The organism is Streptomyces sp. Tue6028 (assembly GCF_002300165.1).
GTDB classification, from domain to species: domain Bacteria; phylum Actinomycetota; class Actinomycetes; order Streptomycetales; family Streptomycetaceae; genus Streptomyces; species Streptomyces siamensis.
This window is the reverse complement of the sequence record NZ_MLCE01000012.1, coordinates 1-24,742: the sequence shown is the minus strand read 5'-3', so window position 1 is coordinate 24,742 and position 24,742 is coordinate 1. Positions and strand designations below refer to the sequence as shown.

Here is a 24,742-nt window from a genome sequence, read left to right as displayed (position 1 = left end):
GGCCGCTCAGTAATAGGTGGGGGCGGGCGGCGGTGCGGGGACGGCGGCGGTCGTGCCGAGCCCCAGACCCGTGACCGCCGTCCCCGCCACGCGGTCGGCCAGGGACCGGCCGGCCGGCGCCAGCACGGGCAGCGCGTTGAAGAGGAAGAGGACGACGGCGACGGCCCACACCAGCACCGAGAGCATGAACTCGCCCTCGACCAGCAGGACACAGGCCAGCGCGTACACGGCGACGTCGGCGGTCGTCGTGACGGCGGCCCGCAGCGCCGCCCGGCGCGGCCGGCTCGGCGCCACCTTGAGCCCGAGCAGCGCCTTGCCGAGCGTCCGTCCGGTCAGGGCGAGCGCCGCCCACTGGTAGAGGAAGGTGGCGATCACCAGCAGTCCGAAGGCCTGCTCCACGTCCCGGACCACCTTGCGCCACAGGGACAGCCCGAAGCCCTCGGAGGCGTCGAGGACGTCGCCGCGCGAGGTGAGGATGTCCCAGCCGCCCCGCGTCGCCAGGTCCGGCACGTCCGTCACGAGTGCCGAGATCCGGTGGAAGGTGAGCACGGCCAGCGCGGACGCCGCCGCGAGCACCAGTGCGAAGTCGATGAACCAGGCCATGAAACGCCGAGTCTTCGGCACAGACGTCCCCCGATCACGATCCGTGTCTGTTCGGCGGCTCAGACTAGTGGGGGCGACGGGGCGCAAGAGCCGTTCTCCGGGGTTCGTTCCACCGTGGTGACAGTGGTGACGGAACGGCGATCCGAGCAGTGGGGGAGGGGCGGCCGTGGCGTGGTGTCAGCCCAGCGACACGACGACGAGCGCGGTCGTCGCCGCCGTCTCGGCGAGGCCGCCGAACACGTCACCGGTGATGCCGCCGAAGCGGCGCGTGCAGTGCCGCAGCAGCAGTTCGGCCGTCGCGCAGGCGGCGGCCACCGCCACCGCGGCGCGCACCGGGTCGTACGTCCCCAGCAGCGTGCCCGCGCCCGTCGCCGCGGCGACGACCGCCGCCGTCACGAGCAGGGCGCCGCGCACCGGCACGGTGCCCGCGACCGCCGCGCCCAGTCCCTCGGGACGGGCCGGCGGCACGCCCGTGCGGGCGGCCAGCGTGAGCGCGAGCCGGGCCGAAACCGCGGAGACGACCGCCGCGAGGACGCCCCGGGCCCACGAGTGGTCGTAGGCCTGGAAGAGCGCGGCCACCTGGGCGAGGAGCACGAACAGCAGGGTGATCACGCCGAAGGGGCCGATGTCCGACTGCTTCATGATCCGCAGCGCGTCCTCGGCGGGCTTGCCGCTGCCGAGCCCGTCCGCGGTGTCGGCGAGGCCGTCGAGGTGCAGGCCGCGGGTCAGCGCGGCCGGTACGGCGGCACTCGCCACGGCGGCGAGCAGCGGCCCCGCGCCCATGGCCAGCAGGGTCACGCCGAGCAGAGCGGCGCCCGCCCCGACCACCAGACCGGCCAGGGGCGCGCACAGCATTCCGCCCCGGGCGGCGGCACGGTCCCAGCGGGTCACCTTCACGGGGAGCACGGTGAGCGTGCCGAAGGCGAAGCGGAGGCCGTCGGAGAGGGAGGACTTGGGCGCGGTCGTGGACACCGGCGCAGAGTACCCGGGCGCTCCGGCAGCGGAGGAGGCGGCCGGAGACCTCGCGCGCGGCCCTCGGGGCAGGCCCGGGATCTCGGCCGGAAAAACACGTCGGCCGAGGCGGCCCTCGCGAACAAGTGCCGCCATACACCAGTAAAGTGCGCATATGGGTCACTGGTTGTACCGGAACTTCGTCGAGCCGGGGAAGCTGCCCCTGCTGCTGGCACTGGCCTCGTTCGTCCTGACCTTCGTGATCACCCGCGTCGTCGTCCGGCTCATTCGCGCCGGCAAGGGCCCCTTCCGCAACGTCAAGGCCGGGAACCTGCACATCCACCACGTGGTGCCGGGCGTCGTGCTGACGGTGATCGGCGGCTTCGGCGCGGTGGCCAGCGGCCGGTACGGGTTCGGCGCCTGCGCCTGCGCCGTGGTGTTCGGGATCGGCGCCGGCCTGGTGCTCGACGAGTTCGCGCTGATCCTGCACCTCCACGACGTCTACTGGACCGAGGAGGGCCGTAAGAGCGTCGAGGTCGTGGTGGTCACGGCCGCCCTCGTCGGCCTCGTGCTCAGCGGGTTCGCGCCGTTCGGCGTCAACGACCTCACCGAACAGGAACTCCAGGACCGCGGCAGCGTCATCGCCACCGTCGCCGTGAACTTCCTCTTCGCCCTGCTCGCCCTCAGCAAGGGCAAGGCCCGCACCGCGATCTTCGGCGTGATCGTCCCGTTCGTCGCCCTGGTCGGGGCGATCCGGCTGGCCCGCCCCGGCTCACCGTGGGCCAAGCGCTTCTACCGCAGACGGCCGCACGCCCGCGCCAGATCGAGCCTGCGCGCCTACCACCACGACCGCCGCTGGCTCGGTCCCAGCCGCAGGCTTCAGGACTGGATCGGCGGCAAACCCGATCCCGAACCCGCCCGTTCGCTGCCCGGCCGCCACTGACGTACCTCGGAGACGCAGCACACGACCAGCACCGCGACGATGGCCGCGAGGTGTTCCCTGCCGGCCAGGTTCTCCTTGAGCAGTACCTCGACCACCATCGCCCCGGTCACCACCGTCGCCGTCGCGTACGCCCGGTAGCGCCAGCCGAGGAACACGGCCAGGCCCACCACCGCCGCCGACGGCCCGGCGTCGACGACCCGGGCGTCCGCACCGGGCAGCCCCAGCGCACTCTGCGGGCCCAGCGCGATGCCCATGCGCGCGTAGAGCGTCCCGGCCAGTGTGGCGAGGTACGCGACGGCCGGCGTGTGCCACCGGCCCAGACAGATCTCGGCGATCCCGAACACCAGCAGGATCTGCACGAGCGCACCCCACACCGGCAGGTCCAGCGCCGGGACGAAGAGGGACAGCGGGGTGCGCAGCAGGGCGAGCCACAGCGGGTCCTCGGCCCGCACGGCACCGACGTTCTGCACGAACCGGTAGCCCCAGGACCGGTTCTGGGCGTACTGGAAGGCCGCCGTCAGGCAGACCGCCGCCATCGTCATGGGGGCCGCCCGCCACTGCCTCGCCGCGAGGGCCCGGCGCACGGTGTCGTACAGCGCCCCCCATTCCGCACGGGCCCAGCGGGCGGGCCGGCTCATCCGGCAGCCCCCGCGGCATCGCTCACATCGTCCCCCGCCGGTGCGACTCCAGGTGCTGGCGGTGGAGCCACTTCGGCAGCCCCGGCGCCTCCAGGAACCCCTCGGCACGCGCGGACGCGACGCCGATGCGCAGCAGGTCCGCGCTCTTCTCGAACAGCAGGAACCTCGGCTCCCAGATGGGCCGGTACTTCGCGTTGGCGCGATACAGCGACTCGATCTGCCACCAGCGGGAGAAGAAGCTGAGCAGAGAGCGCCACAGCCGCAGCACCGGTCCCGCGCCCAGCCGTGCGCCGCGCTCGAAGACGGACCGGAACATGGCGAAGTTGAGCGAGACCTGGGTGATCCCGATCTCCCGGGCGCGTCGCAGGAGTTCGATCACCATGAACTCCATCAGCCCGTTCTCCGACCCGCGGTCGCGTCGCATCAGATCGAGGGAGAGTCCGTGCGGGCCCCACGGAACGAAGGACAGCACCGCCCGCAACTCGCCCTCGGCATCCGTGCATTCGAGCATCACGCACCGTCCGTCGTCCGGGTCGCCGAGCCGGCCGAGCGCCATGCTGAAACCGCGCTCGGTCGCCCCGTCCCGCCAGTCGTCGGCGCGCCGCAGGAGGTGGGCCATCTCGTCGGCGGGAATGTCCTCGTGGCGCCGGATGCGGACCTGGTAGCCGGCCCGCTTCACCCGGTTGTAGGCCTGCCGCACGGTCCGCATGGCGCGGCCTTCCAGGGTGAACTCGGCGGTCTCCACGATGGCTTCGTCGCCGAGCTCCAGCGCGTCGAGGCCGTGCCGCGAGTAGATCGTGCCCGCCTCCTCGCTCGCCCCCATCACCGCCGGGATCCAGCCGTGCGCGCGGGCCTCGGCGAGCCAGGGCTCGATGGCACCGGGCCACGCCTCGGGATCCCCGAGCGGATCACCCGAGGCCAGTGAGACGCCGCCCACCACGCGGTACGCCACCGCCGCCTTGCCGGTCGGCGACCACACCACGCTCTTCTCCCGGCGCAGCGCGAAGTAGCCCAGGGAGTCCCGGTCGCCGTTCCGGTCGAGCAGCGCGCGCAGCCGCTTCTCGTCGTCCTCGGTGATCGGGTCGACCGCACGCCGCGAGCGGAAGGCCGCGTAGAGGACGGCGAGGAGCAGCAGCGTGCTGAGCACGTTGATGGTGACGTTGACCCAGTTGGGGATCGCGATGCCGGGGTAGTGGGAGTCGTCGGCGGCGACCGAGACCAGGCGCAGCGTGCCGTAGCGCCAGCGGTCCAGGAACGTCGAACGGTACGCGTCGTGCGCCTGGTTGGTGACCGTGACCAGCAGCGTGGCGAGCAGTGACGCCGCCAGCAGCCCGCCCACCGCGACGGCCGCGGCCAGTTTGGGGTTCGACCGGTCGCCCTTGGCGTAGAACTCCCGGCGGCCGACGACGAGCGAGCCCACGAAGGCCGCGGTCAGGGTGAGCGAGACCCAGTTCTGCGCGTACCGGCGGATCTCCGGGAACGCCATCGCGACGGCGAACAGCAGCAGGAACAGGCCGCCGAGCACGAGGTTGAGGATCCACGCGGCCCGCTTGCGCCGGCGCATCGTGATGGCCAGGAACATCGTGAACACACCGGACGCGAAACCCGCCGTCAGCAGGTACGGCGTGAAGAAGTTCTCGGTGTTGTGGCGCCGTACGTCCTGTCCGAGCGACACCCACGCGGCGCTCAGGAAGTTGATGAACGTGACGGCTCGCAGATACCAGACGGCGAAGGCGGCGGCCCGCCGCGAGGCGGGCGCGGACCGCCGGTCCCCGTCGGCCTGGCGGGCCGGCGCCCGCTCCTGCACGGCGGCAATTCGGGCATCTCCCATGAAGGGTGATGATATGGGCTGAGGTCGTGCGTGCGAGGGAGTGGGGTGTCGGGTGGTTCCCCCCACCCCCAGTGGGACTGAATCCCACAACTTTTCCCGCCCCCGCAGCCCCTGCCCCGGGGGCTGCCGCCCCCGGACCCCCGCATCGGCCTGGACGGCCTCGCCCTCAATCGCCGGACGGGCTGAAGTCAGCCCGTCCGGCGATTGAGGAGCGGGTTCCGGGGCGGAGGGGCAAAGAATCAGCCCCTCCGGCGATTGAGGAGCGGGGTCCGGGGCGGAGCCCCGGGTACGGGACGGGCAGGGGCGGCGGGGGCGAAGAAAGCCCTGACCTGCAACGGCGCGAGGCCCGCCCCGAAGGGCCCCGACCCGACGGACCCGGCCCCGAGGTGACCCGCCCCGACGAACCCTCTACTCGGGAAGCTCCGCCTCCGGCTCGGCGTCCGGCGCCTCCGAGGCCGCCACGTCCGGCTCCGGCTCCGGCTCCGGAGCCTCCGGCAGCTCCGCCGACAACGCGGCCGCAGCCTGCACCAGCGGAAGAGCGAGCAGCGCACCCGCACCCTCACCCACGATCACCCCGTGGTCGAGGAGCGGTTCGAGGGCCATCCGGTCCAGCGCCTTCGCCTGGGCCGGCTCCCCGCTGTTCTGCCCGGCCAGCCACCAGTCCGGCGCCCGGAAGGCGACCCGCTGCGCGACGAGGGCGCACGCGGCCGACACGACCCCGTCGAGGATCACGGGCAGCTTGCGCACCGCGCTCTGCAGCAGGAACCCGGTCATCGCCGCGAGATCGGCGCCCCCGACCGTCGCGAGCAGCTGCAACTGGTCCCCGAGCACGGGCCGGGCCCGCCGCAGGGAGTCCCGCACGGCAGCGCACTTGCGCATCCACGCGAGGTCGTCGATGGCCTGACCGCCCCGCCCGGTGACGACGGACGCGTCGGTCCCGCACAGCGCGGCGACGAGCACGGCCGCGGCCGTGGTCCCGCCGACGCTGATGTCGCCGAGGACCACCAGGTCCGTACCGGAGTCCGCCTCCTCGTCGGCGACGGCGACGCCCGCGCGGAACGCTGTCTCCGCCTCCTCCAGGGTGATCGCGTCCTCGACGTCGATCCGCCCGGAGCCCCGCCGCACCCGGTGCCGCACGACCTCGTCGGGCAGTCCGTCCGGGTCGCAGTCCAGCGACATGTCGACGACGCGCAGCGGCACGCCGAGCCGCCGGGCCAGCACGGCCGCCGGGCTGGCGCCCTCCAGGACGGCCCGCACCAGCCGGTCGGCGGTGCCCGCGGGCCGCGCCGACACGTGCAGTGCGGCGATTCCGTGGTCGCCCGCGAACAGCACCACGCGCGGCTGCTCGATCGGCCGCACCGGTACCGCGGACTGTGCCGCCGCCAGCCACTCACCCAGGTCGTCGAGGCGGCCCAGTGCTCCGGGCGGCACGATCTGGCGTTCCCGGCGCGCCTCGGCGTCACGCCGCACACCGCCGTCGGGGCGCTCGATCAGATCGGTGAAGTCGTCGAGATTAAGCGAGCTCATTCGCCGAACAGTACCGGCACCGGTCGAACACGGCTGCGCCACGTCGTTGCGCCACGGAGTGCCAGGGGCTACGTACCTTTTGTATCGGATTGTCGTACACCTCGGATGCCCGGTCCGCCCCGGTGCGCCGCCCCCTCCCGCCCCCTCGCCCCGCTGTCCCGCCGCCCCGTCGTCCCGCCGCCCCAGGAGCGCCCATGCCCCGTACGCCGCAGTCGATCGCCGAGCGCCGCGCCGTCTACGCGGCCGAACTCGCCCGGGGCACCGACCGCTTCCACGAACCACGCCGCCAGGACTGCCCGTGGTGCGGTTCCCGGCGGCTGCGCACCCGGCTGCGGACGCCGGACCTCGTGCAGCGCAAGCCCGGCACGTTCGTCGTCGAGGAGTGCGGGGACTGCGCCCACGCCTTCCAGAACCCCCGGCTCACGGCGGAGGGACTGGCCTTCTACCAGCGGGACTTCGAGGACGACGCCCAGGAGCGTCACCTGCTGCGGCAGCTCGCCGTACGGGGCCGCCGGGGCCGCCACCGGCTCGCCGCCCGCGCACTGCTGCCGCACGCCGAACCGGAGAGCTGGCTCGACGTCGGCACCGGGCACGGGCACTTCCCGGCCGCGGCCAAGGAGATCCACCCGTACACGGCCTTCGACGGGCTCGACCCCTCACGGCGTGTGGAGAAGGCGCGGGCGGCCGGCCGGGTGGAGGAGGCGCACCGCGGCCGGCTCACCGACCGCCGGATCGCCGAGCGGCTGCACGCCCGCTACGACGTCGTGAGCATGTTCCACCACCTGGAGCACACCGCCGACCCGCGCGCGGAACTGCGGGCCGCCATGACGGTCCTGCGGCCCGGCGGCCACCTGCTCGTCGAAGTGCCGGACCCCGAGAGCGCGTTCGGCACGCTGCTCGGCAAGTGGTGGGTGGCGCACGGCCAGCCGCGCCACCTCCACCTGATGCCCCTGCCCAACCTGATCGACGAACTGGAGACGCTGGACTGCGAGATCGTCGCCACGGACTCCCGTGAACCCCACGCCCCCCACGACCTCTCCGGCGCCCTCGCGCTGGCCCTCGGCCACGCCCTGCCCGACCCGGACGCCCTCTGGCGTCCCTCTCCACCGAGCCCGCTCCGGCACCGGCTGCACCGGGTGCTGACCAGGACGGCGGCCCCGGTGCTCGCCGTGTCGTCCGCCGTGGACCACGCCCTGGCCCCCGTCCTGAGCCGCACCCGCTTCTCCAACGCCTACCGCGTCATCGCCCGCAGACCGGCCTGAGCCGCGGTCCGCGGTCAGCCGCGCAGCGTCAGGGACTGTCCCGCCACGACGAGCAGCACGTGCTCGCACTCACCGGCGAACGCCGCGTTCAGACGCCCGAGTTCGTCGCGGTAGCGGCGGCCGGACGCGGTGGCCGGGACGATGCCGGAGCCGACCTCGTTGGAGACCGCGACCACCGTGCGGCGGGTACGGCGGACCGCGTCGACGAGTTCCTCGACGCGGGCACGCAGCTCACGTTCGCCGTCGTCGGCCCAGTCCGCGTCGTCCCAGGCGTTCACGGAGTCCATCGCGTCCGTCAGCCACAGCGACAGACAGTCGACGAGCAGCGGCGGGCCGTCCTCGGCGAGCAGGGGGACGAGGTCGCAGGTCTCGGTGGTGCGCCAGGACGCGGGGCGCCGGTCGCGGTGGACGCTGACCCGGGACGCCCACTCGGCGTCCCCGTCGCGGGTGCCGCCCGTCGCGACGTACAGGACGTCGGGGAAGGACTCCAGGCGCCGCTCGGCCTCGACGGACTTGCCGGAACGCGCGCCGCCGAGGACCAGGGTGCGGCGCGGCACGTCCGGTACGTCCTCGTAGACGCCCACGTCGAGGGTGGTGCCGTCCGGTACCGCCCGGGCGCCGGCCGCCGCGAGCCGGCGCCGCAGCTCGGGCCCCGGCGGCACCTCGTGGTCGAGATGCACGGCGATCACGTCCGTCGTCGGGCCGACCGCACCGGCCGCGCGCAGCTTCGCCAGGGCGTCGGGGCGTCCCACGACGTCGGCGAGCACCATGTCGTACGCGTCGGTCCGTGCGTCGAGCCCGGCGGGCGCCGCGCCCGGCGGCAGGTACAGCAGCCGCTGTCCGTCCGGCCCGGTCACCGCGTACCCCGTGCCGGGCGCGTCCATCGCCACCGCCCGCACCCGGTGCCCGGTCAGCAGCGCCAACTCCCGCCCGTCGGGCACCCGGCCGGGCTGCGGCAGTCCGGCCGGCACCTCGACGGGGGGTCCGTCGTGCGGGTGCGAGAGCAGCACCTGCCGTACGCCGCCCAGTGAGTGCCCGGCGCGGGCGGCCGCGAACGCGGCGCCGGGTGTGAGGTCGAGAAGGAGGGTGCCGTCCACGAGCAGCGCGGTCGCCGCCCGCGCGTTCTCGCCGAGCGCGGTCGCGCAGGACGCGCAGGGACAGTCGGGGCGGGGCAGTCCCTCGGGGGCGCCGGTGCCGAGCAGAGTCAGTTCCACGACATTGATTTTTCCGTGTCCCCGCAGGTCCTGCGCGTCCGGCTAGGCTTCGGGCTGGAGCCGGATCTTGTCCGGCTTCCGCTGTGCAGTGTGCTCACATCTTGGAGGCGTACATGGCGGCATGGACGTGGCGGTTCGAGAAGTCCGACGGGACAGAGGTCCAACCCGCGGTGCAGCCCGAGGAGTTCACCACGCAGGGGGACGCCGAGTCCTGGATCGGTGAGGTGTGGAAGGACCTCGTGGAGGGTGGCGCCGACCAGGTGTTCCTCTTCGAGGACAGCACGCAGATCTACGGACCGATGAGTCTGCACGCCGATCCGGAGTAGGCCGGTCGGGGTTGCCGGGGCAGCACCCCGGCAACCCTCCCGGTCGGCGCGGCAGTCCCGTCCGCCCCAAGGCTCCCGCCCCCGCGCTCAGGGCGCTCGAATGCTCTCGCCCCCCGTACCAAGGGCGCTCGAAGGCTCTCGGCCCTGCGCTGAGTGCCCGCCCGACCTCACGCGTCCGAGGCCCGGGCCTACTGCTCGCCCAGCGTCACCTCGACCGTCTCCTCGTGGTTGTTCCGCACGAAGGTCACCTTCGTGCGGTCGCCCGGCCTCAGGCCGGCGAGCGCCTCGGCGAGCGAGGTGATCGTGCTGATCTCCTCGTCGCCGATCCCGGTGATGACGTCACCGGCCCGGATGCCCGCCCTGTCGGCCGCGCCCCCGCTCGTCACGCCGGCCACGGCGACGCCCACGGGCTGGTAGTTGTCGTTGACGACCGTGCGGCCCGTGACGCCGAGCGCGGCCCGGCCCGAGTCGGTGACCCTGCCGGACCTGACGATCTGGTCCGCGATCGTCTTCACCGTGGAGGCGGGGATCGCGAAGCCGATGCCGGGCGCCGCCCCGCCGAGGTCCTGGGAGACGGCCGCGAGCGTGGGGATGCCGATGACCTGGCCGTCCAGGTTCACCAGCGCCCCGCCGCTGTTGCCGGGGTTGATCGCCGCCGACGTCTGCACCATGTTCGCGATCGTCGCCCCCGTACCGCCGTCGCCGCCGCCCTCGCTGACGGTGCGTCCGATCGCGGACACGATTCCCTGGGTCACGCTGGACGACAGGCCGAGCGGAGACCCCATCGCCAGCACGATCTGGCCGACCTCGACCTTCGTCGAGTCCCCGAACACGGCGGGCTTCAGCCCGGCGGGCACCTTGTCCAGCTCGACGACCGCCAGGTCCTGTTCCGGGTAGGTGTAGACGAGCCTCGCCGTCAGCTCGTCCTTGTCGCTGGCGATGGTGACCTTGAACGTCTTCTCGTTCCCGATCACATGCGCGTTGGTGACGATGTGCCCCTTGTCGTCGTACACGACGCCCGACCCGAGATCCTTGGACGCCTGGATCTGCACCACCGACGGGAGGACGTTCCTGATCACCTTCAGGTAGTCGTCCTGGAGGTCGTTGCTCACGCGCGGCGTCTGGGCCTGCGCCTGCGTGGTGATGCCGTCCTTCGTGGCGGAGGCGGAGTCGCCGGTGCAGCCGGAGAGCAGCACGGCCGGCAGGACGAGAGCGGTCAGGGGCGCGACGATGCGGGGAGTACGGGCACGGGTGGGTGTGCGGGCGGCGCCACGGGAATCGGCCATGCCTGAAGTGTCCCTTTTGGGCTTGCGGGCCGACCCGTGATGCGCACCCGAACGGGTCGGTCAGCCACGCACTCCGCACAGGTGCAGCAGTGCCGCCACCCGACGGTAGGGATCGGTCCGCCCGGCCCGCTCCTCGCAATTCAGCAGCGTCTCCACGTCCGGTGGAACGGCCGCCCCGTCCGCCGCCGTGTCCGTGAAGACCCGCACCCCGTACCAGGCGTGCAGCGGCGCCCCGATCCCGGCGAGCGTCGCCGTCAGCGTGGCGAGCCGGTCGGCACGGACGTCGAGCCCGAGCCGGTTGGTGTAGGCGGTGGTGTCGAACGCGGTCAGCGTCGTCCCCCAGTCCCCGGACAGACCGGGGCGCATCGCCAGCGCGTCGGCGTTGCGGACGAGCAGCGAGAGCAGCCCGCCGGGCGCCAGCATCCGGGCCAGACCCGCCAGCAGCGCGTCCGGCTCCTCGACGTACATCAGGACGCCGTGGCACAGCACCACGTCGAAGCTGCCCGGCAGGAAGTGGACACCCGTCTCCCGGCCGTCGCCCTCGATGAGGCGGACCCGGCCGCGGATGCCCTCGGGCTCGGCGGCCAGCGCCTCACGGGCCACGGCCAGCATCGTCGCGTCCTGTTCGAGCCCGGTCACCTGATGACCGGCACGGGCCAGCCGCAGCGCCTGCGTGCCCTGGCCCATCCCGACGTCGAGGACCCGCAGCCGCTGCCCCACCGGGAAGCGTCCGGCTATCTGCTCGTCGAGCTGCCGGGCCACCAGCTCCTGTCGTACGACATCACGCAGGGCACCCAGCTTGTTCAGCCAGGCGTCCGCCGCGCCCCCGGAGAAAGACGTCGTGCTCAGGGCCGCTCTCCGCGCTTGACCTGCGGCTTCGGCAGCCGGAGTCGACGCATCTGGAGGGTGCGCATCAGCGCGTAGGGGACCGCGCCCTTCTTGGGCTGGTCCGGGAAGCGGGTGTTGAGCTGCTTCTTCAGACGGAACGCGATGCCGATCGAGTCGAGCACGATCAGCACGATCACGACCAGCCAGAGCAGCAGCGCGATGTTCTGGAGCGAGCCGACCCGCACCATGCTGAGGACGAGGATGACCACCGCCAGCGGCAGGAAGAACTCGGCGATGCAGAACCGCGAGTCCACGAAATCGCGCGCGAAGCGGCGCACCGGCCCCTTGTCGCGGGCGGGCAGGTAACGCTCGTCGCCGCTGGCCAGCGCCTGGCGCTGCCGCTCCATCGCGGCGCGGCGGTCGTCGCGCTGCCGCTTGGCCGCCTCCTTGCGCGTCGTCGGCGTATTGGCGACGCTGCGGCGCTGGGTCTGGGCCTCACTGCGCTTGGGCGTGGGGCGACCCTTGGGGGCCTGCGGGTCACGGGGCTGCTTGGAGTCGGTCACCGGCGCCTTGTCGGCGGGGGCCTTCTCTTCCTTGGCACGGCTACGGAACACAAAACCCAAGGGTACGGGGTTCGCGGGCATGGACGTCGTGCGAGTGGGGAACGATCCGGCAACACCGTACGTCTGTAGTGGGACAGAGGGGACGTTGTGCCCGGGCCGACCCCGAGTGCCACCTACTCCCTACGCCGGAGCGGTGCCGTACGCAGTCGTCCTTGGGGATGAGCGCATCCGTCCCCGAACAGTGCGGTAATGGATGCAGGGCCCGTACTGTGGGTTCTGTTGCAGTACCTGGAGCTGGAGTCCGTCAGAAGGGGGCGCGCGAAGCCCATGAGCGGTGTCATGAAGCGTATGGGGATGATCTTCCGCGCGAAGGCGAACAAGGCCCTTGACCGGGCCGAGGACCCGCGCGAGACCCTCGATTACTCGTACCAGAAGCAGCTGGAGCTGCTGCAGAAGGTGCGCCGTGGCGTCGCCGACGTGGCGACCTCCCGCAAGCGCCTGGAGCTGCAGCTCAACCAGCTCCAGAACCAGTCCTCCAAGCTGGAGGACCAGGGCCGCAAGGCGCTCGCCCTCGGCCGTGAGGACCTGGCCCGCGAGGCCCTGTCCCGCCGGGCCGCCCTCCAGCAGCAGGTGACCGACCTGGAGACGCAGCACCAGACCCTCCAGGGCGAGGAGGAGAAGCTCACCCTCGCGGCCCAGCGGCTCCAGGCCAAGGTCGACGCCTTCCGTACGAAGAAGGAGACGATCAAGGCGACGTACACGGCGGCCCAGGCGCAGACCCGGATCGGGGAGGCCTTCTCCGGCATCTCCGAGGAGATGGGCGACGTGGGCCTCGCCATCCAGCGCGCCGAGGACAAGACCGCGCAGCTCCAGGCGCGCGCCGGCGCCATCGACGAGCTCCTCGCCTCCGGTGCCCTCGACGACCAGTCCGGCATGGCCAAGGACGACATCCAGGCCGAGCTGGACCGGCTCTCCGGTGGTACGGATGTAGAGCTGGAACTGCAGCGCATGAAGGCGGAGCTGGCTGGGGGCACCTCCCAGGCTATTGGCACTGGGGGAGGGTCCTCTCCGCAGCAGGCGATCGAGGGCGGCACCGGACAGTCCTCCCAGTCGCAGCAGCAGGACACACCCCGCTTCGACAAGCAGTGACCCACGCCTGAGGAGGGCGACATGATCGTACGGATCATGGGGGAGGGGCAGGTGAGGCTGGACGACGGCCACCTCACCGAACTGAACAAGCTGGACGACGAGCTGCTCACCGAACTGGAGGGCGGCGACGAGTCCGGCTTCCGCCGCACCCTGGTCGCCCTCCTGGAGGCGGTGCACCGCCTCGGCACTCCGCTTCCCGACGACGCGCTGGAGCCGTCGGACCTGATCCTCCCCTCGCCCGACGCGACCCTCGAAGAGGTCCGCGAGATGCTCAGCGACGACGGCCTGATTCCGGGCTGACCGGGACGGACCGCCACGGGCGGGCTCCGGCCGTCCGCCCGACGTCCGAGACCGCCGGGCCGCCCGCAGGACGGCGGCCGGGCGGCGGCTCCGGGGCCCGACGGCATTCTGGCCGGGGCCCGGCACTCGCTCCGGCAGCACGTCGCGCGGGCACGCGGCGCGCACTCCGCCTGCATCCGGCGGGCGTCCGCGTCCACTCCGGCAGGCGTGCGGCATTCACCGCGGCGGTACGTCGGCGGGGTCCGCGCCCCCCTCCGCCTGCAGGAGCCGGCGCCTGCTCCGACGCGCCCCCGGCCACCGCGCCGGTACATAGGCGGGTCCGGCGGGCCCCGCCGCTCCTCCCGCGGCGCGCTTCCTCCGGCGGTCCCGCGTGCATTCCGCCGGTACTCCGGCAGGCAGGCGTACCGCAGGCCTTCGGCGTCCCCTCCCGCGGTGCGTCGGCGGGTGCCCCACGCCTGCTCCGGCGGCATGACGGGTGGCGTCCGGCGCTCCGTCCGGCGGGGTCCCGGAGCCCGCGGCGGCAGCACCCGTTCCAAGCCCGCCGGGGCCCCCGTACCGTAAAGCCGTGAGCACCATCGAGCGCACGAGGGACTGGCTCCGCGCGCACCCCCTCGCCCTGGACGCCGCCCTCGCCGCGGGTGTCCTCGTCAGCATGGTCGCGGGCTCGTTCGTCGACCCGCACGGCGAGAACGGCGCGAGCTGGGGCGCCCGCACCCCGGGCGCGCTCGGACTCACCCTGATGGTGCTCGGCGCCGCGGCCCTGGTCTTCCGCCGCCGCGCCCCGATGACCGTGCTCGCCGCCACCGTGGCCCTCTCCCTCGTCGAGCTGGTGACCGGCGATCCCCGCGCCCCCGTGGCGATGTCCGCCGTCGTCGCCCTCTACACGGTGGCCTCGACCACCGACCGCCCCACGACCTGGCGCGTCGGGCTGGTCACCATGACCGTCCTGACCGCGGTCGCGATGCTCGCCGGCCCGATGCCCTGGTACGCGCAGGAGAACCTCGGCATCTTCGCCTGGACCGGCATGGCCGCCGCCGCGGGGGACGCCGTGCGCAGCCGGCGTGCCTTCGTGCACGCGATCCGGGAGCGCGCCGAGCGTGCCGAGCGCACTCGTGAGGAGGAGGCGCGTCGCCGCGTCGCCGAGGAGCGGCTGCGGATCGCCCGCGACCTGCACGACGTCGTCGCCCACCACATCGCCCTCGTCAACGTGCAGGCCGGAGTCGCCGCGCACGTCATGGACAAGCGGCCCGACCAGGCCAAGGAGGCCCTGGCCCATGTGCGGGAGGCCAGCCGGTCCGCGCTCAACGAACTCCGCGCCACCGTGGGGCTGCTCAGGCAGTCCGGGGACCCCGAGGCGCCCACCGAGCCCGCTCCCGGCCTCGCCCGGCTCGACGAGCTCGCCGACACCTTCCGCAACGCGGGCATGCCCGTCGAGGTGGCCCGCAGCGACCAGGGCCTGAGCCTGCCCGCGGCCGTCGACCTCGCCGCCTACCGCGTCATCCAGGAAGCCCTGACGAATGTGCGCAAGCACGCCGGACCGGACGCGAAGGCCGAGGTGAGCGTCGTACGGGTGGGACCGAACGTGGAGGTCACGGTCCTCGACGGCGGGCCCGGAGGCGGCGGCGAAGCCGGCAGGGACGGCGGCCCCGCCGCGGAGGAAGGACCCGGCCCGCACGACGGGACCGCGGAGGGCGGCGGCCACGGGCTGCTCGGCATGCGTGAGCGGGTCACCGCGCTCGGCGGCAGCTGCACGGCCGGTCCCCGCTACGGAGGCGGCTTCCGGGTCCATGCGATCCTTCCGGTCAAGAACCGCACGCCTGCCCTGGGGGACTCCGTATGACCATCCGCGTCGTGCTCGCCGACGACCAGGCACTGCTGCGCAGCGCCTTCCGTGTGCTCGTCGACTCCGAGCCCGACATGGAGGTCGTGGGGGAGGCGTCCGACGGCGCGGAGGCGGTGCGGCTCACCCGCGACGAGCGCGCGGACGTGGTGCTGATGGACATCCGGATGCCGGGCACGGACGGTCTCGCCGCCACCCGGCTGATCACCGCCGACCCGGGGCTCGCGCACGTACGGGTGGTCATGCTGACCACCTTCGAGGTCGACGAGTACGTGGTGCAGTCGCTGCGGGCCGGCGCGTCCGGTTTCCTCGGCAAGGGGGCCGAGCCCGAGGAGCTCCTGAACGCCGTCCGGATCGCGGCCGGCGGCGAGGCGCTGCTGTCCCCGGCGGCCACCAAGGGACTGATCGCGAAGTTCCTCGCCCAGGGCGACGGCGCGGACGACGAGCGGGACCCCGCCCGCGGCGAACGGCTCGCCGCGCTGACCGGGCGCGAGCGCGAGGTGCTGGTCCAGGTGGCGGGCGGTCACTCCAACGACGAGATCGCCGAGCGCCTCGAAGTCAGCCCGCTGACGGTGAAGACGCACGTCAACCGGGCCATGGCCAAGCTCGGCGCGCGCGACCGGGCGCAGCTGGTCGTCATCGCGTACGAGTCCGGGCTGGTCCGTCCACGGGTGGACTGAGCTCCACCCCTGCGTACTGCGCCTGGAGCAGGGACTGCATAAGGAAATGGGTCCACAGGCGGGCGGATAGGGACTGCATAAGGAAATGGGTCCACAGGTGGGCGGATGGGCCTTCGCCCATGGCTCAGGGTGTGAGGTGGGGCGCTCACACGCGCCCCGCCTCCGCTCACGGCACGGAAGAGAGTCCAGCACCCATGTGCTGGCTGTCCAGATTCAGCCTCGCGCAAAGGGCCCTGATAGGGCTGATGTCGATCATCGCGCTCGCCTTCGGGGCGATCTCGATCCCCCAGCTCAAGCAGCAGCTGCTGCCCACCATCGAACTGCCCATGGTGTCCGTGCTGGCGCCGTACCAGGGTGCGTCTCCCGACGTGGTCGAGAAGCAGGTCGTCGAGCCCATCGAGGACACGCTCGAAGCCGTCGACGGCATCACCGGAGTCACCTCCACCGCGAGCGAGGGCAACGCCGTCATCACCCTGCTGCTCGTCCCGACGCTCTACGCGATGATCGAGATCCGCAAGGAGCGCCGCGCCGAGAAGAAGGCGGCGAAGCGGGCGAAGAAGGCCGGGGTGCCGCCCCGGCAGGCCTCCGAGGAGCCGGAGCCGGCCCAGGTCTGACCCGTACGACGCCGAAGGGGCGCTCCTCCACCGGAGGGGCGCCCCTTTCGCGTGCACACGCAGGACCTACGGGAGGGCCAGCATCCGCTCCAGCGCGAGCTTGGCGAACTGCTCCGTCTCGCGGTCCACCTCGATGCGGTTGACCAGGTTGCCCTCGGCGAGCGACTCCAGCGTCCAGACCAGGTGCGGCAGGTCGATGCGGTTCATCGTCGAGCAGAAGCAGACGGTCTTGTCGAGGAACACGATCTCCTTGTCCTCGGACGCGAAGCGGTTCGCCAGTCGCCGTACGAGGTTGAGCTCCGTGCCGATCGCCCACTTCGAGCCGGCCGGGGCCGCCTCCAGGGCCTTGATGATGTACTCCGTGGAGCCCACGTAGTCGGCCGCGGCGACCACTTCGTGCTTGCACTCGGGGTGGACGAGGACGTTCACGCCCGGGATGCGCTCGCGCACGTCGTTCACCGAGTCCAGTGAGAAGCGGCCGTGCACCGAGCAGTGGCCCCGCCACAGGATCATCTTCGCGCCGCGCAGCTGCTCGGCCGTGAGCCCGCCGTTCGGCTTGTGCGGGTTGTAGACGACGCAGTCGTCGAGGGACATGCCCATGTCGCGGACGGCGGTGTTGCGTCCCAGGTGCTGGTCGGGCAGGAAGAGCACCTTCGACCCCTGCTCGAAGGCCCAGTCCAGCGCGCGTCGGGCGTTCGACGACGTGCAGATGGTGCCGCCGTGCTTGCCGGTGAACGCCTTGATGTCCGCGGAGGAGTTCATGTAGGAGACGGGCACCACCTGCTCGGCGATGCCGGCCTCGGTGAGCACGTCCCAGCACTCGGCGACCTGTTCGGCGGTGGCCATGTCGGCCATCGAGCAGCCGGCCGCGAGGTCGGGCAGGACGACCTTCTGGTCGTCGCCGGTGAGGATGTCGGCGGACTCGGCCATGAAGTGCACACCGCAGAAGACGATGTACTCCGCCTGCGGGCGGGCGGCCGCGTCCCGGGCCAGCTTGAAGGAGTCGCCCGTGACGTCCGCGAACTGGATGACCTCGTCGCGCTGGTAGTGGTGGCCGAGCACGAAGACCTTGTCGCCGAGCTTCTCCTTGGCCGCGCGGGCGCGCTCGACCAGGTCGGGGTCGGACGGCGAGGGCAGGTCGCCGGGACACTCGACACCCCGCTCGCTCTTCGGGTCGGCCTCACGGCCGAGCAGCAGCAGGGCGAGGGGCGTCGGCTGTACGTCGAGCTCCTGGGTCTGGGCGGTGGTCACGACACGCACCCTTTCTGTTCTGCGGCTCGCCGGGCCCGTAGGTGCGGGTCCGGCGGAACAATGCCTTTTCGTCGAATTGACGCTATCTATCATAACCGCTTCACGTCACGTTGACGATGTCCATAGCGTCGATGTGACGTGAATCCCGGTCGCCTCGACGGCAGGTGACACGGAGGTGTCCGTGGGGTTGTCCACAGGGCGCTGTCCGCGCGCAGGGGCATGTGCGAGCATGAATACGGAAAGGCAGAAAAGACACGCGCACGGCCCGGAATGAATCCGCGGCCCCGCCGGTTGCAACCGTCGGCAAGCAGTCTCCGTACAACCCGGGAGAGAAGCAGATGTCCGTATCGGACGAGACCACCACCGTGAGCGACGGCATCATCCTGTCCGACGCCGCAGCGGCCAAGGTCAAGGCCCTGCTCGACCAGGAAGGCCGCGACGATCTGGCGCTGCGCGTCGCCGTTCAGCCCGGTGGCTGCTCCGGCCTGCGCTACCAGCTCTTCTTCGACGAGCGCTCCCTCGACGGCGACGTCGTGAAGGACTTCGGCGGCGTCAAGGTCGTCACCGACCGCATGAGCGCTCCGTACCTGGGCGGCGCGTCCATCGACTTCGTGGACACCATCGAGAAGCAGGGCTTCACGATCGACAACCCGAACGCGACTGGCTCCTGCGCCTGCGGCGACTCCTTCAGCTGAGCCTCTTGGGGCGGCGGCGCGAGCCCGCCGTCCTCGGCCGGGACCACCGGGCGCGCGGCGAAGGCCGCGGCGGGCGGGACGGGACACGCGGTGGCGTGCGCGGCCCGCACCGGCCCCGGTCGTCCGGACACGTACGAAGGCGGCGTCCCCCTCCGACAGGGACGCCGCCTTCGTGTGTCCGGAGCCGTCGTGACCGCTACCGCGGCCCCGCGGACCCGGCCCCGGAAACCTCCGGCACGGTGACCTTCCCCTCCGGGACGCGCTTGCCGTCCGTCCCCACGACCTCGCGATCGCCGAGCGGCGCGTCCAGGCGCACCGTCTTCTGGTAGATCTTGGCGATGAGGATGCAGACCTTGCCCTTCCAGGGTGTCTCGGTGACCTTCACGGTCACCTTGCTGGAGCTCTCGCTCGCCGACACCGCGTAGTCGGCGCACACCCCGCCCGTGAAGCTGACCGTCAGGTCCTTGCCGTCGACGGTGTAGCCCTCCACCTTGACGTCACGGGCGGCCGGCGCCGAGGTCGGTCCGTCGCCCCGCGGCGTCGGCGCGGGACTCGGCTGCCCGGTCGGCCCGCCGGACGGCGCGGGCGAGGTCAGGTACCGCGGCTCGACCGCCGGATGCGTCACCGTGAATGCGTCTTCCGCCCCCTGCGTCCGTACCTCGAACAGCCAGGACGGCACCAGCGCCTGCCGTCCGTCCGCGACGCGCGCCGCCAGCCCGAAGACGGCCTTCTCGACGGTCGTCGTCTGCGTCGCCGGCAGCGTCGTCGCGTGCTCGCACGGCTTCTCGTCGCGGTCCTTGAGCGGTACGGGGCTGGCGCAGCCGCCGATGCCCTTGCGCCCTCCGCCCGGTGCCGCCGCCGAACCGCCGTTCATCAGGTCGAGGGTCTTCTGCGCCCCGAGGACCGGGTAGGTGTCGCCCTTCACCGGCGCCTTCAGCTGTCCGCTGCCGCTGACGACCGTGCCCTCGGAACCGATCTGGAGCCCGGTGGCCCAGCCGTACGTGGGGAGCCCGCCGACCTTCGGGTCCGCGTTCACGACGCGCACCTGGTCGTCGTTCATGAGCTGGGTCGCGTCCAGCTTCGCGTCGTCCTGCCCGACGGCCTTCAGCACCAAAGCGGCCGCCTTCTTGGCCTCCTCCTCGCTCACCGCGCCCGGACGCATCCCGGCCAGACCGGCGGAGCCGACCGGTACGCAACGCCTGCCCTTGGGGCAGTTGTCGGTCCCGGGGACGAACGAGCTGTAGGTCCAGGTCCCGGGCGCCGCCCGGTTCACCTGGAGGTGGGGCTCGCCGGCGTCCTTGGTGACGCCGACCTTCCAGACGTCCCCGGCGAGCCTCGGCGTGCCCTTCAGACCGAGGGCCTTCGCGAGCCGGGCCACCTCGGCACCGGTCACCTCGCCCTTCGCCCAGTACACGGGCGACGAGTCCGGCCCGTCGGGCAGCTCGCCGTCCGCGCGGTAGGTCACGCCGTACGGGTTCGGTTCACCGGGCGCGATGCCGTTCGTGCCGCCGTCGGACCCCGAGCCGCTCGTGGCTCCCTCCGAGTAGCCGTCCAGGGTGAGCGGCGGGGGAGTGCCGTCACCCCCGGGGGCCCCGGACCCCTGACCGCTCCCGCCGCCGGACGCGGTCGCCGCGAAGTACGCGCCGCCGCCCCCGACGAGCAGCACCGCGGCCGCGACCGAGGCGATGACCACGGGGGATCGCCGGGCGCGCGGGCCACCCGGCTCCGTGTCCTCGGCGGGACCCTCGGCAGGACCCTCGACGGGAGGGGTCGCGTCGTTGTCGGGTCGCTCGGTGCTCACCGCATCGCTCCTTCGGCTCTGCTGCTGTCCCATGACCCGGCCCTGTCAAAAACGGGCTCTGGTGGGTCGTATACCGCATCCCCTTTACGGGGGACAGCGATGGGACGCGCCGGGGGAGCGTGCGGTTCCCTGCGGGCGCCCTCCGAAATTCACCTGTTCGGCGGCGCCCGGTCGCGTGGAAGGGATCAGTCGCCGTAGTCGGACATCGCGTCCAGCAGCCGCGCGGAGGCGGGCGGCACCGTGACCCCGTGGATACGCGCGGGGGAGACGGGACGGGCGGCCGCGGGGGCGGGGGCGGACCAGTGCCGGGCCATCCGGGCGCAGTCGCCGCGCAGCGTCGCCAGATCGCCTTCGAGTTCACTCACCGGACCGAGCGGGGCGGGGCCGTGGACCTTGAGGTTCGTCATACCGGAACCGTATGCGCCCATGTCGTCACGAAGAAAGATCTACTATCGGGTAGTTTTGCCCGCTTCAGCGGGCGCGCCCCGACCGGGTAGCGTGAACTGTCAACGCAGTCGTGTTCCACGACCCTCTTCCGAAGAGCGCTTCGCGCGCCCTCCTTCCATTCCCTCGCAGGAGCGTGTCCCAGCCGTGCGTATCGCAGTCACCGGCTCCATCGCCACCGACCACCTCATGACCTTCCCCGGCAGGTTCGCCGACCAGCTCGTCGCCGACCAGCTGCACACGGTCTCCCTCTCCTTCCTCGTCGACAACCTCGACGTGCGCCGGGGCGGGGTCGGCGCGAACATCGCCTTCGGCATGGGCCAGCTCGGCACCCGGCCGATCCTGGTCGGGGCCGCGGGCTCCGACTTCGACGAGTACCGCGCCTGGCTGGACCGGCACGGCGTCGACACCGGCTCGGTCCGCATCTCCGAGGTCCTGCACACCGCGCGCTTCGTGTGCACCACCGACGCCGACCACAACCAGATCGGCTCCTTCTACACCGGCGCGATGAGCGAGGCCCGGCTCATCGAGCTCAAGGCCGTGGCGGACCGGGTCGGCGGCCTCGACCTCGTCCTCATCGGCGCGGACGACCCCGAGGGGATGCTCCGTCACACGGAGGAGTGCCGCTCGCGCGGGATCGCCTTCGCCGCCGACTTCTCCCAGCAGATCGCCCGCATGGACGGCGACGAGATCCGGATACTGCTGGACGGGGCCACCTACCTCTTCTCCAACGAGTACGAGAAGGGGCTCATCGAGTCCAAGACGGGCTGGACCGACGAGGAGATCCTCGGCAAGGTCGGCCACCGGGTGACGACCCTCGGCGCGCAGGGCGTGCGCATCGAGCGGGCCGGCGAGGCGACGATCGAGGTCGGCTGCCCCGAGGAGGAGCGCAAGGCCGACCCGACGGGCGTCGGCGACGCCTTCCGGGCCGGCTTCCTCTCCGGTCTCGCCTGGGGCGTCTCGCTGGAGCGCGCCGCCCAGATCGGCTGCATGCTGGCCACGCTGGTCATCGAGACCGTCGGCACGCAGGAGTACCAGCTGCGCCGCGTCCACTTCATGGACCGCTTCACCAAGGCCTACGGCCACGAGGCCGCCGCCGAGGTCCAGGCGCACCTCTCCTAGTCAGGACAGCCGGCGGACCACATAGGCCGAGCCCCGGTCCGCCGGCTCCTCCCCGACGTACTCCTGTTCCCGCATCTCGCACCACGCCGGGATGTCCAGCCGGGCCGCCTCGTCGTCCGAGAGCACCCGCACCGTGCCGCCCACCGGCACGTCCCCGATGACCTTCGCCAGCTCGATGACGGGGATCGGGCAGCGCTTGCCGAGTGCGTCCACGACCAGTTCCTCGGCCCGCACCACCGTCGTCGGAGCGGGCGCCCCCAGCTCCTCCCGCACCCCGGCCACCGCCCGCGGCAGCACCGACAGGAAGCGCTCGACGTCCTCCTCGGCCGCCCCCGTGGGCAGCGACACCCGCACGTTCCCCTCGGTCAGTACGCCCATCGCCCGCAGCACATGGCTCGGCGTCAGCGTGCTGCTCGTGCAGGACGATCCGGACGAGACGGAGAAACCCTCCCGGTCCAGGGCGTGCAGCAGCGCCTCCCCGTCGACATAGAGACAGGAGAAGGTGACGATCCCGGGCAGCCGCCGGTCCGGGTCGCCGACCACCTCCACGTCCGGCACCAGCTGCGGAACCCGCGCCCGGATCCGTTCCGTCAGCTCCCGCAGCCGTTCCGCCTCCTGGGCCGCCTCGGCCCGCACCGCCCGCAGGGAGGCCGCCGCGGCGACGATCGCCGGGAGGTTCTCGAAACCGGCGGCCCGCCCCGACTCCCGTTCGTCCAGGGGGCCTTGGGTCGCGAACCGCACTCCCTTGCGCACGACGAGCACGCCGACGCCGGACGGCCCGCCCCACTTGTGGGCGCTCCCGGTCAGCACCGACCAGTCGCCCTCGACGGGCCCCCACCCCAGCGACTGGGCCGCGTCCACGAGCAGCGGTACCCCCGCCGCCCGGCACGCCTCCGCCACCGCCGCCACCGGCTGCTCGGTCCCCACCTCGTGGTTGGCGGACTGGAGACACGCCAGCGCGGTGTCCGGCCGCAGCGCCTGCTCGTACGCCTCGACGGTCACCGCGCCCGTCCGCAGCACCGGCACCTGGGTGACCGATCCGCCGCCCGCTTCGAACGTGTCTGCCGAATGGAGCACCGAGGAATGTTCGACGGATGACACGATCAGGTGGTTTCCGATCCGCCGTCGACCGGCCAGCGCGCCCGCGACGCCCGTGTGCACGGCCCGTGTCCCGGACGGCGTGAACACCAGCTCGTCGGGCCTGCACCCCACGGCCTCCGCGGTCGCCTCGCGCGCGGCGTCCAGCAGCATCCGGGCCCTGCGCCCCTCCCGGTACAGCCGGGACGGATCGGCCCAGCCCTCGTCGAGGGAGGCCAACAGCGCCTGATGGGCAACGGGATGGAGGGGAGCGGCGGACGCGGCATCGAAGTAGGACACACGGCAACGTTAGAACTTCCCCGCCGGCGGCACGGGTGCGGGGACGAGCGCGAGCGCCGCCCGCCGGCCCGCGGCCGGGACCCGGCGGACGAACCGGACCGCCCGGACGGCCCGATCTCCCGTCAGAAACCAGACCCCATGGGTCATCCCACCCCCTTCGGGGTGACCCCCGGCGCGTTAGGGACCCTCCCCGCGCGACCCCAAATAGCGTCCAGTAGGGTTTGGTCCGCATAAACATCCAAACCCCTGCCCGACGCAGGGCGGCGACCGACCAGCGAGAAGGCCGCAGCCAGTAGCGCGGGCGAGACTCTCGGGAAGGCGCTACGTGAGTCCCAACGGCTCCGACCGCTCGCCGCGGCGCCCGATGCGGCGGAAGCTGCTGCAGGCAATGACTGCGGGCCTGGTCCTGGCGACAGCCACCGGTTGCTCGTACAACTGGGAAGACTTCCCCCGCCTTGGTATGCCCACCCCGACCACGGAGGAGGCTCCCCGGATCCTCTCCCTGTGGCAGGGTTCCTGGGCGGCGGCGCTCGCCGTGGGCGTGCTGGTGTGGGGCCTGATCCTGTGGAGTGCTTTCTTCCACCGGCGCAGCCGCACCAAGGTCGAAGTTCCTCCCCAGACCCGGTACAACATGCCCATCGAGGCGCTGTACACCGTGGTCCCGCTCATCATCGTCTCGGTGTTGTTCTACTTCACCGCCCGCGACGAGACGAAGCTCCTCAGCCTCAAGCCGAAGCCCGACATCACGGTCAACGTGGTCGGCTTCCAGTGGAGCTGGGGCTTCAACTACATCGCGGACGTCCCCGGCTCGACCGGTGACGCGAAGACCGACGCGAACCTGAACGCGATTCCGGACCGGTTCAAGAAGGACTTCCCGGCGAACGCGGGCGGTGTCTACGACGTCGGCACGCCCGGCACGCGGAACCCCCAGACGAACAACCCCGGCCCGACCCTCTGGCTCCCCAAGGGCAAGACGGTCCGCTTCGTCCTCACCTCGCGTGACGTCATCCACTCCTTCTGGGTGGTGCCGTTCCTGATGAAGCAGGACGTCATTCCGGGCCACACCAATGCCTTCCAGGTGACCCCCAACAAGGAGGGCACCTTCCTGGGCAAGTGCGCCGAACTCTGCGGCGTCGACCACTCCCGGATGCTCTTCAACGTGAAGGTCGTCTCCCCCGAGCGCTACGAGGCCCACCTCAAGGAGCTCGCGGCGAAGGGTCAGACCGGTTACGTCCCGGCCGGCATTGAGCAGACGGGCCACGAGAAGAACCGGGAGACGAACAACCTGTGAGCATCCTCAACGAACCTCAGGGTGCCGCCGAGACCGAGGACTCGTACGAGAACGAGGTACCGGTCCGGCGCAAGCAGCCCGGCAACGTCGTGGTCAAGTGGCTCACCACCACCGACCACAAGACGATCGGCACGCTGTATCTGGTGACGTCGTTCGCGTTCTTCTGCATCGGTGGCGTCATGGCGCTGCTGATGCGCGCCGAGCTC

At 72.2% G+C, this 24,742-nt stretch carries 23 protein-coding genes and 2 pseudogenes; 12 read left to right on the top strand and 13 right to left on the bottom strand.

Translation table 11 applies throughout. The features are described 5' to 3' along the window. Nucleotides 1-6: 6 nt before the first annotated feature. Together BKI49_RS09690 and BKI49_RS09685 are read right to left on the bottom strand one after the other, a co-directional pair. On the bottom strand, nt 7-603 hold the full coding sequence (locus BKI49_RS09690; protein WP_095933815.1) for an RDD family protein: 597 nt from the start codon (nt 601-603) through the stop codon (nt 7-9). A gap of 177 nt (nt 604-780) precedes the next feature. Beyond that, nucleotides 781-1,575 (bottom strand): adenosylcobinamide-GDP ribazoletransferase, encoded by a 795-nt coding sequence (locus BKI49_RS09685; RefSeq protein WP_257004682.1) that lies wholly within the window; start codon nt 1,573-1,575, stop codon nt 781-783. A gap of 154 nt (nt 1,576-1,729) precedes the next feature. Between BKI49_RS09685 and BKI49_RS09680 the strand changes: the two genes are divergently transcribed. Then, nucleotides 1,730-2,497, top strand: coding sequence for a hypothetical protein (locus tag BKI49_RS09680; protein WP_095933813.1), 768 nt, complete (start codon nt 1,730-1,732; stop codon nt 2,495-2,497). Here the strand turns inward: BKI49_RS09680 and BKI49_RS35220 are convergent. The 3 genes from BKI49_RS35220 to cobT all read right to left on the bottom strand — a co-directional run bounded on the left by BKI49_RS35220 (nt 2,434) and on the right by cobT (nt 6,493). Next, the gene (locus tag BKI49_RS35220; RefSeq protein WP_179332381.1) at nt 2,434-3,135 is read right to left on the bottom strand and encodes a hypothetical protein; all 702 of its coding nucleotides are present in this window, start codon (nt 3,133-3,135) and stop codon (nt 2,434-2,436) included. The two genes, BKI49_RS09680 and BKI49_RS35220, sit on opposite strands and share 64 nt — an antisense overlap. Before the next feature lie 22 nt (nt 3,136-3,157). Beyond that, a complete protein-coding gene (locus tag BKI49_RS09670; RefSeq protein ID WP_095933812.1) occupies nt 3,158-4,966 on the bottom strand; it encodes a phosphatidylglycerol lysyltransferase domain-containing protein in 1,809 nt (602 codons plus the stop codon). Between the two features lie 408 nt (nt 4,967-5,374). Beyond that, on the bottom strand, nt 5,375-6,493 hold the full coding sequence (cobT, locus tag BKI49_RS09665; RefSeq protein WP_095933811.1) for a nicotinate-nucleotide--dimethylbenzimidazole phosphoribosyltransferase: 1,119 nt from the start codon (nt 6,491-6,493) through the stop codon (nt 5,375-5,377). A gap of 194 nt (nt 6,494-6,687) precedes the next feature. On the opposite strand from cobT, the gene BKI49_RS09660 reads away from it, so the two are divergent. After that, nucleotides 6,688-7,755 carry a class I SAM-dependent methyltransferase gene (locus BKI49_RS09660; protein WP_095933810.1) on the top strand — a complete coding sequence of 356 codons (1,068 nt, stop codon included), beginning with the start codon at nt 6,688-6,690 and terminating at the stop codon, nt 7,753-7,755. 14 nt (nt 7,756-7,769) lie between these two features. Here the strand turns inward: BKI49_RS09660 and BKI49_RS09655 are convergent, their stop codons facing one another. Next, nucleotides 7,770-8,969 carry a bifunctional adenosylcobinamide kinase/adenosylcobinamide-phosphate guanylyltransferase gene (locus tag BKI49_RS09655; RefSeq protein ID WP_095933809.1) on the bottom strand — a complete coding sequence of 400 codons (1,200 nt, stop codon included), beginning with the start codon at nt 8,967-8,969 and terminating at the stop codon, nt 7,770-7,772. Between the two features lie 113 nt (nt 8,970-9,082). On the opposite strand from BKI49_RS09655, the gene BKI49_RS09650 reads away from it, so the two are divergent. After that, nucleotides 9,083-9,295, top strand: a complete 213-nt coding sequence (locus BKI49_RS09650) for a hypothetical protein (protein WP_028805198.1) — start codon at nt 9,083-9,085, stop codon at nt 9,293-9,295. A gap of 188 nt (nt 9,296-9,483) precedes the next feature. Here BKI49_RS09650 and BKI49_RS09645 read toward each other — a convergent pair whose 3' ends face one another. The 3 genes from BKI49_RS09645 to BKI49_RS09635 form a co-directional block, all read right to left on the bottom strand. Further along, a complete protein-coding gene (locus BKI49_RS09645; RefSeq protein ID WP_095933808.1) occupies nt 9,484-10,581 on the bottom strand; it encodes a S1C family serine protease in 1,098 nt (365 codons plus the stop codon). 60 nt (nt 10,582-10,641) lie between these two features. Continuing rightward, nucleotides 10,642-11,343, bottom strand: coding sequence for a class I SAM-dependent methyltransferase (locus tag BKI49_RS09640; RefSeq protein WP_095933807.1), 702 nt, complete (start codon nt 11,341-11,343; stop codon nt 10,642-10,644). A gap of 83 nt (nt 11,344-11,426) precedes the next feature. Continuing rightward, entirely contained in the window at nt 11,427-12,053 is a 627-nt protein-coding gene (locus tag BKI49_RS09635) for a DUF3043 domain-containing protein (protein ID WP_095933806.1), read from the bottom strand. Between the two features lie 246 nt (nt 12,054-12,299). Between BKI49_RS09635 and BKI49_RS09630 the strand changes: the two genes are divergently transcribed. The 5 genes and pseudogenes from BKI49_RS09630 to BKI49_RS09610 all read left to right on the top strand — a co-directional run. Continuing rightward, nucleotides 12,300-13,121, top strand: a complete 822-nt coding sequence (locus tag BKI49_RS09630; RefSeq protein ID WP_095933805.1) for a PspA/IM30 family protein — start codon at nt 12,300-12,302, stop codon at nt 13,119-13,121. A gap of 21 nt (nt 13,122-13,142) precedes the next feature. Beyond that, nucleotides 13,143-13,421 (top strand): PspA-associated protein PspAA, encoded by a 279-nt coding sequence (gene pspAA, locus BKI49_RS09625; protein ID WP_095933804.1) that lies wholly within the window; start codon nt 13,143-13,145, stop codon nt 13,419-13,421. Nucleotides 13,422-13,986: 565 nt separating this feature from the next. Next, nucleotides 13,987-15,261, top strand: a complete 1,275-nt coding sequence (locus BKI49_RS09620) for a sensor histidine kinase (protein WP_095933803.1) — start codon at nt 13,987-13,989, stop codon at nt 15,259-15,261. Then, a complete protein-coding gene (locus BKI49_RS09615; RefSeq protein ID WP_095933802.1) occupies nt 15,258-15,941 on the top strand; it encodes a response regulator in 684 nt (227 codons plus the stop codon). Before BKI49_RS09620 ends, BKI49_RS09615 begins: the two co-directional genes overlap by 4 nt. A gap of 194 nt (nt 15,942-16,135) precedes the next feature. After that, nucleotides 16,136-16,411 (top strand): annotated as a pseudogene (locus BKI49_RS09610) (efflux RND transporter permease subunit); the annotation flags it as partial. A 210-nt stretch (nt 16,412-16,621) separates the two neighbouring features. On the opposite strand, the gene nadA reads toward BKI49_RS09610, so the two are convergent. Next, nucleotides 16,622-17,806 carry a quinolinate synthase NadA gene (gene nadA, locus BKI49_RS09605; RefSeq protein ID WP_179332380.1) on the bottom strand — a complete coding sequence of 395 codons (1,185 nt, stop codon included), beginning with the start codon at nt 17,804-17,806 and terminating at the stop codon, nt 16,622-16,624. Nucleotides 17,807-18,144: 338 nt separating this feature from the next. Here nadA and BKI49_RS09595 point away from each other — a divergent pair, with 338 nt between their 5' ends. After that, nucleotides 18,145-18,501 (top strand): iron-sulfur cluster assembly accessory protein, encoded by a 357-nt coding sequence (locus BKI49_RS09595; RefSeq protein ID WP_028805207.1) that lies wholly within the window; start codon nt 18,145-18,147, stop codon nt 18,499-18,501. A 196-nt stretch (nt 18,502-18,697) separates the two neighbouring features. Here BKI49_RS09595 and BKI49_RS09590 read toward each other — a convergent pair whose 3' ends face one another. After that, nucleotides 18,698-20,302: a hypothetical protein gene (locus BKI49_RS09590; RefSeq protein ID WP_095933799.1), complete on the bottom strand. Its 1,605-nt coding sequence runs from the start codon at nt 20,300-20,302 to the stop codon at nt 18,698-18,700. A gap of 185 nt (nt 20,303-20,487) precedes the next feature. Next, entirely contained in the window at nt 20,488-20,709 is a 222-nt protein-coding gene (locus BKI49_RS09585) for a hypothetical protein (protein ID WP_095933798.1), read from the bottom strand. A gap of 184 nt (nt 20,710-20,893) precedes the next feature. On the opposite strand from BKI49_RS09585, the gene BKI49_RS09580 reads away from it, so the two are divergent. Next, a complete protein-coding gene (locus BKI49_RS09580; RefSeq protein WP_095933797.1) occupies nt 20,894-21,868 on the top strand; it encodes a carbohydrate kinase family protein in 975 nt (324 codons plus the stop codon). Here the strand turns inward: BKI49_RS09580 and BKI49_RS09575 are convergent, their stop codons facing one another. Next, nucleotides 21,869-23,245 carry a cysteine desulfurase/sulfurtransferase TusA family protein gene (locus BKI49_RS09575; RefSeq protein WP_095933796.1) on the bottom strand — a complete coding sequence of 459 codons (1,377 nt, stop codon included), beginning with the start codon at nt 23,243-23,245 and terminating at the stop codon, nt 21,869-21,871. A gap of 325 nt (nt 23,246-23,570) precedes the next feature. Between BKI49_RS09575 and ctaC the strand changes: the two genes are divergently transcribed. Together ctaC and BKI49_RS09565 are read left to right on the top strand one after the other, a co-directional pair. After that, on the top strand, nt 23,571-24,536 hold the full coding sequence (ctaC, locus tag BKI49_RS09570; RefSeq protein ID WP_095933795.1) for an aa3-type cytochrome oxidase subunit II: 966 nt from the start codon (nt 23,571-23,573) through the stop codon (nt 24,534-24,536). Further along, nucleotides 24,533-24,742 (top strand): annotated as a pseudogene (locus tag BKI49_RS09565) (cytochrome ubiquinol oxidase subunit I); the annotation flags it as partial. The gene ctaC and the pseudogene BKI49_RS09565, both read left to right, overlap by 4 nt.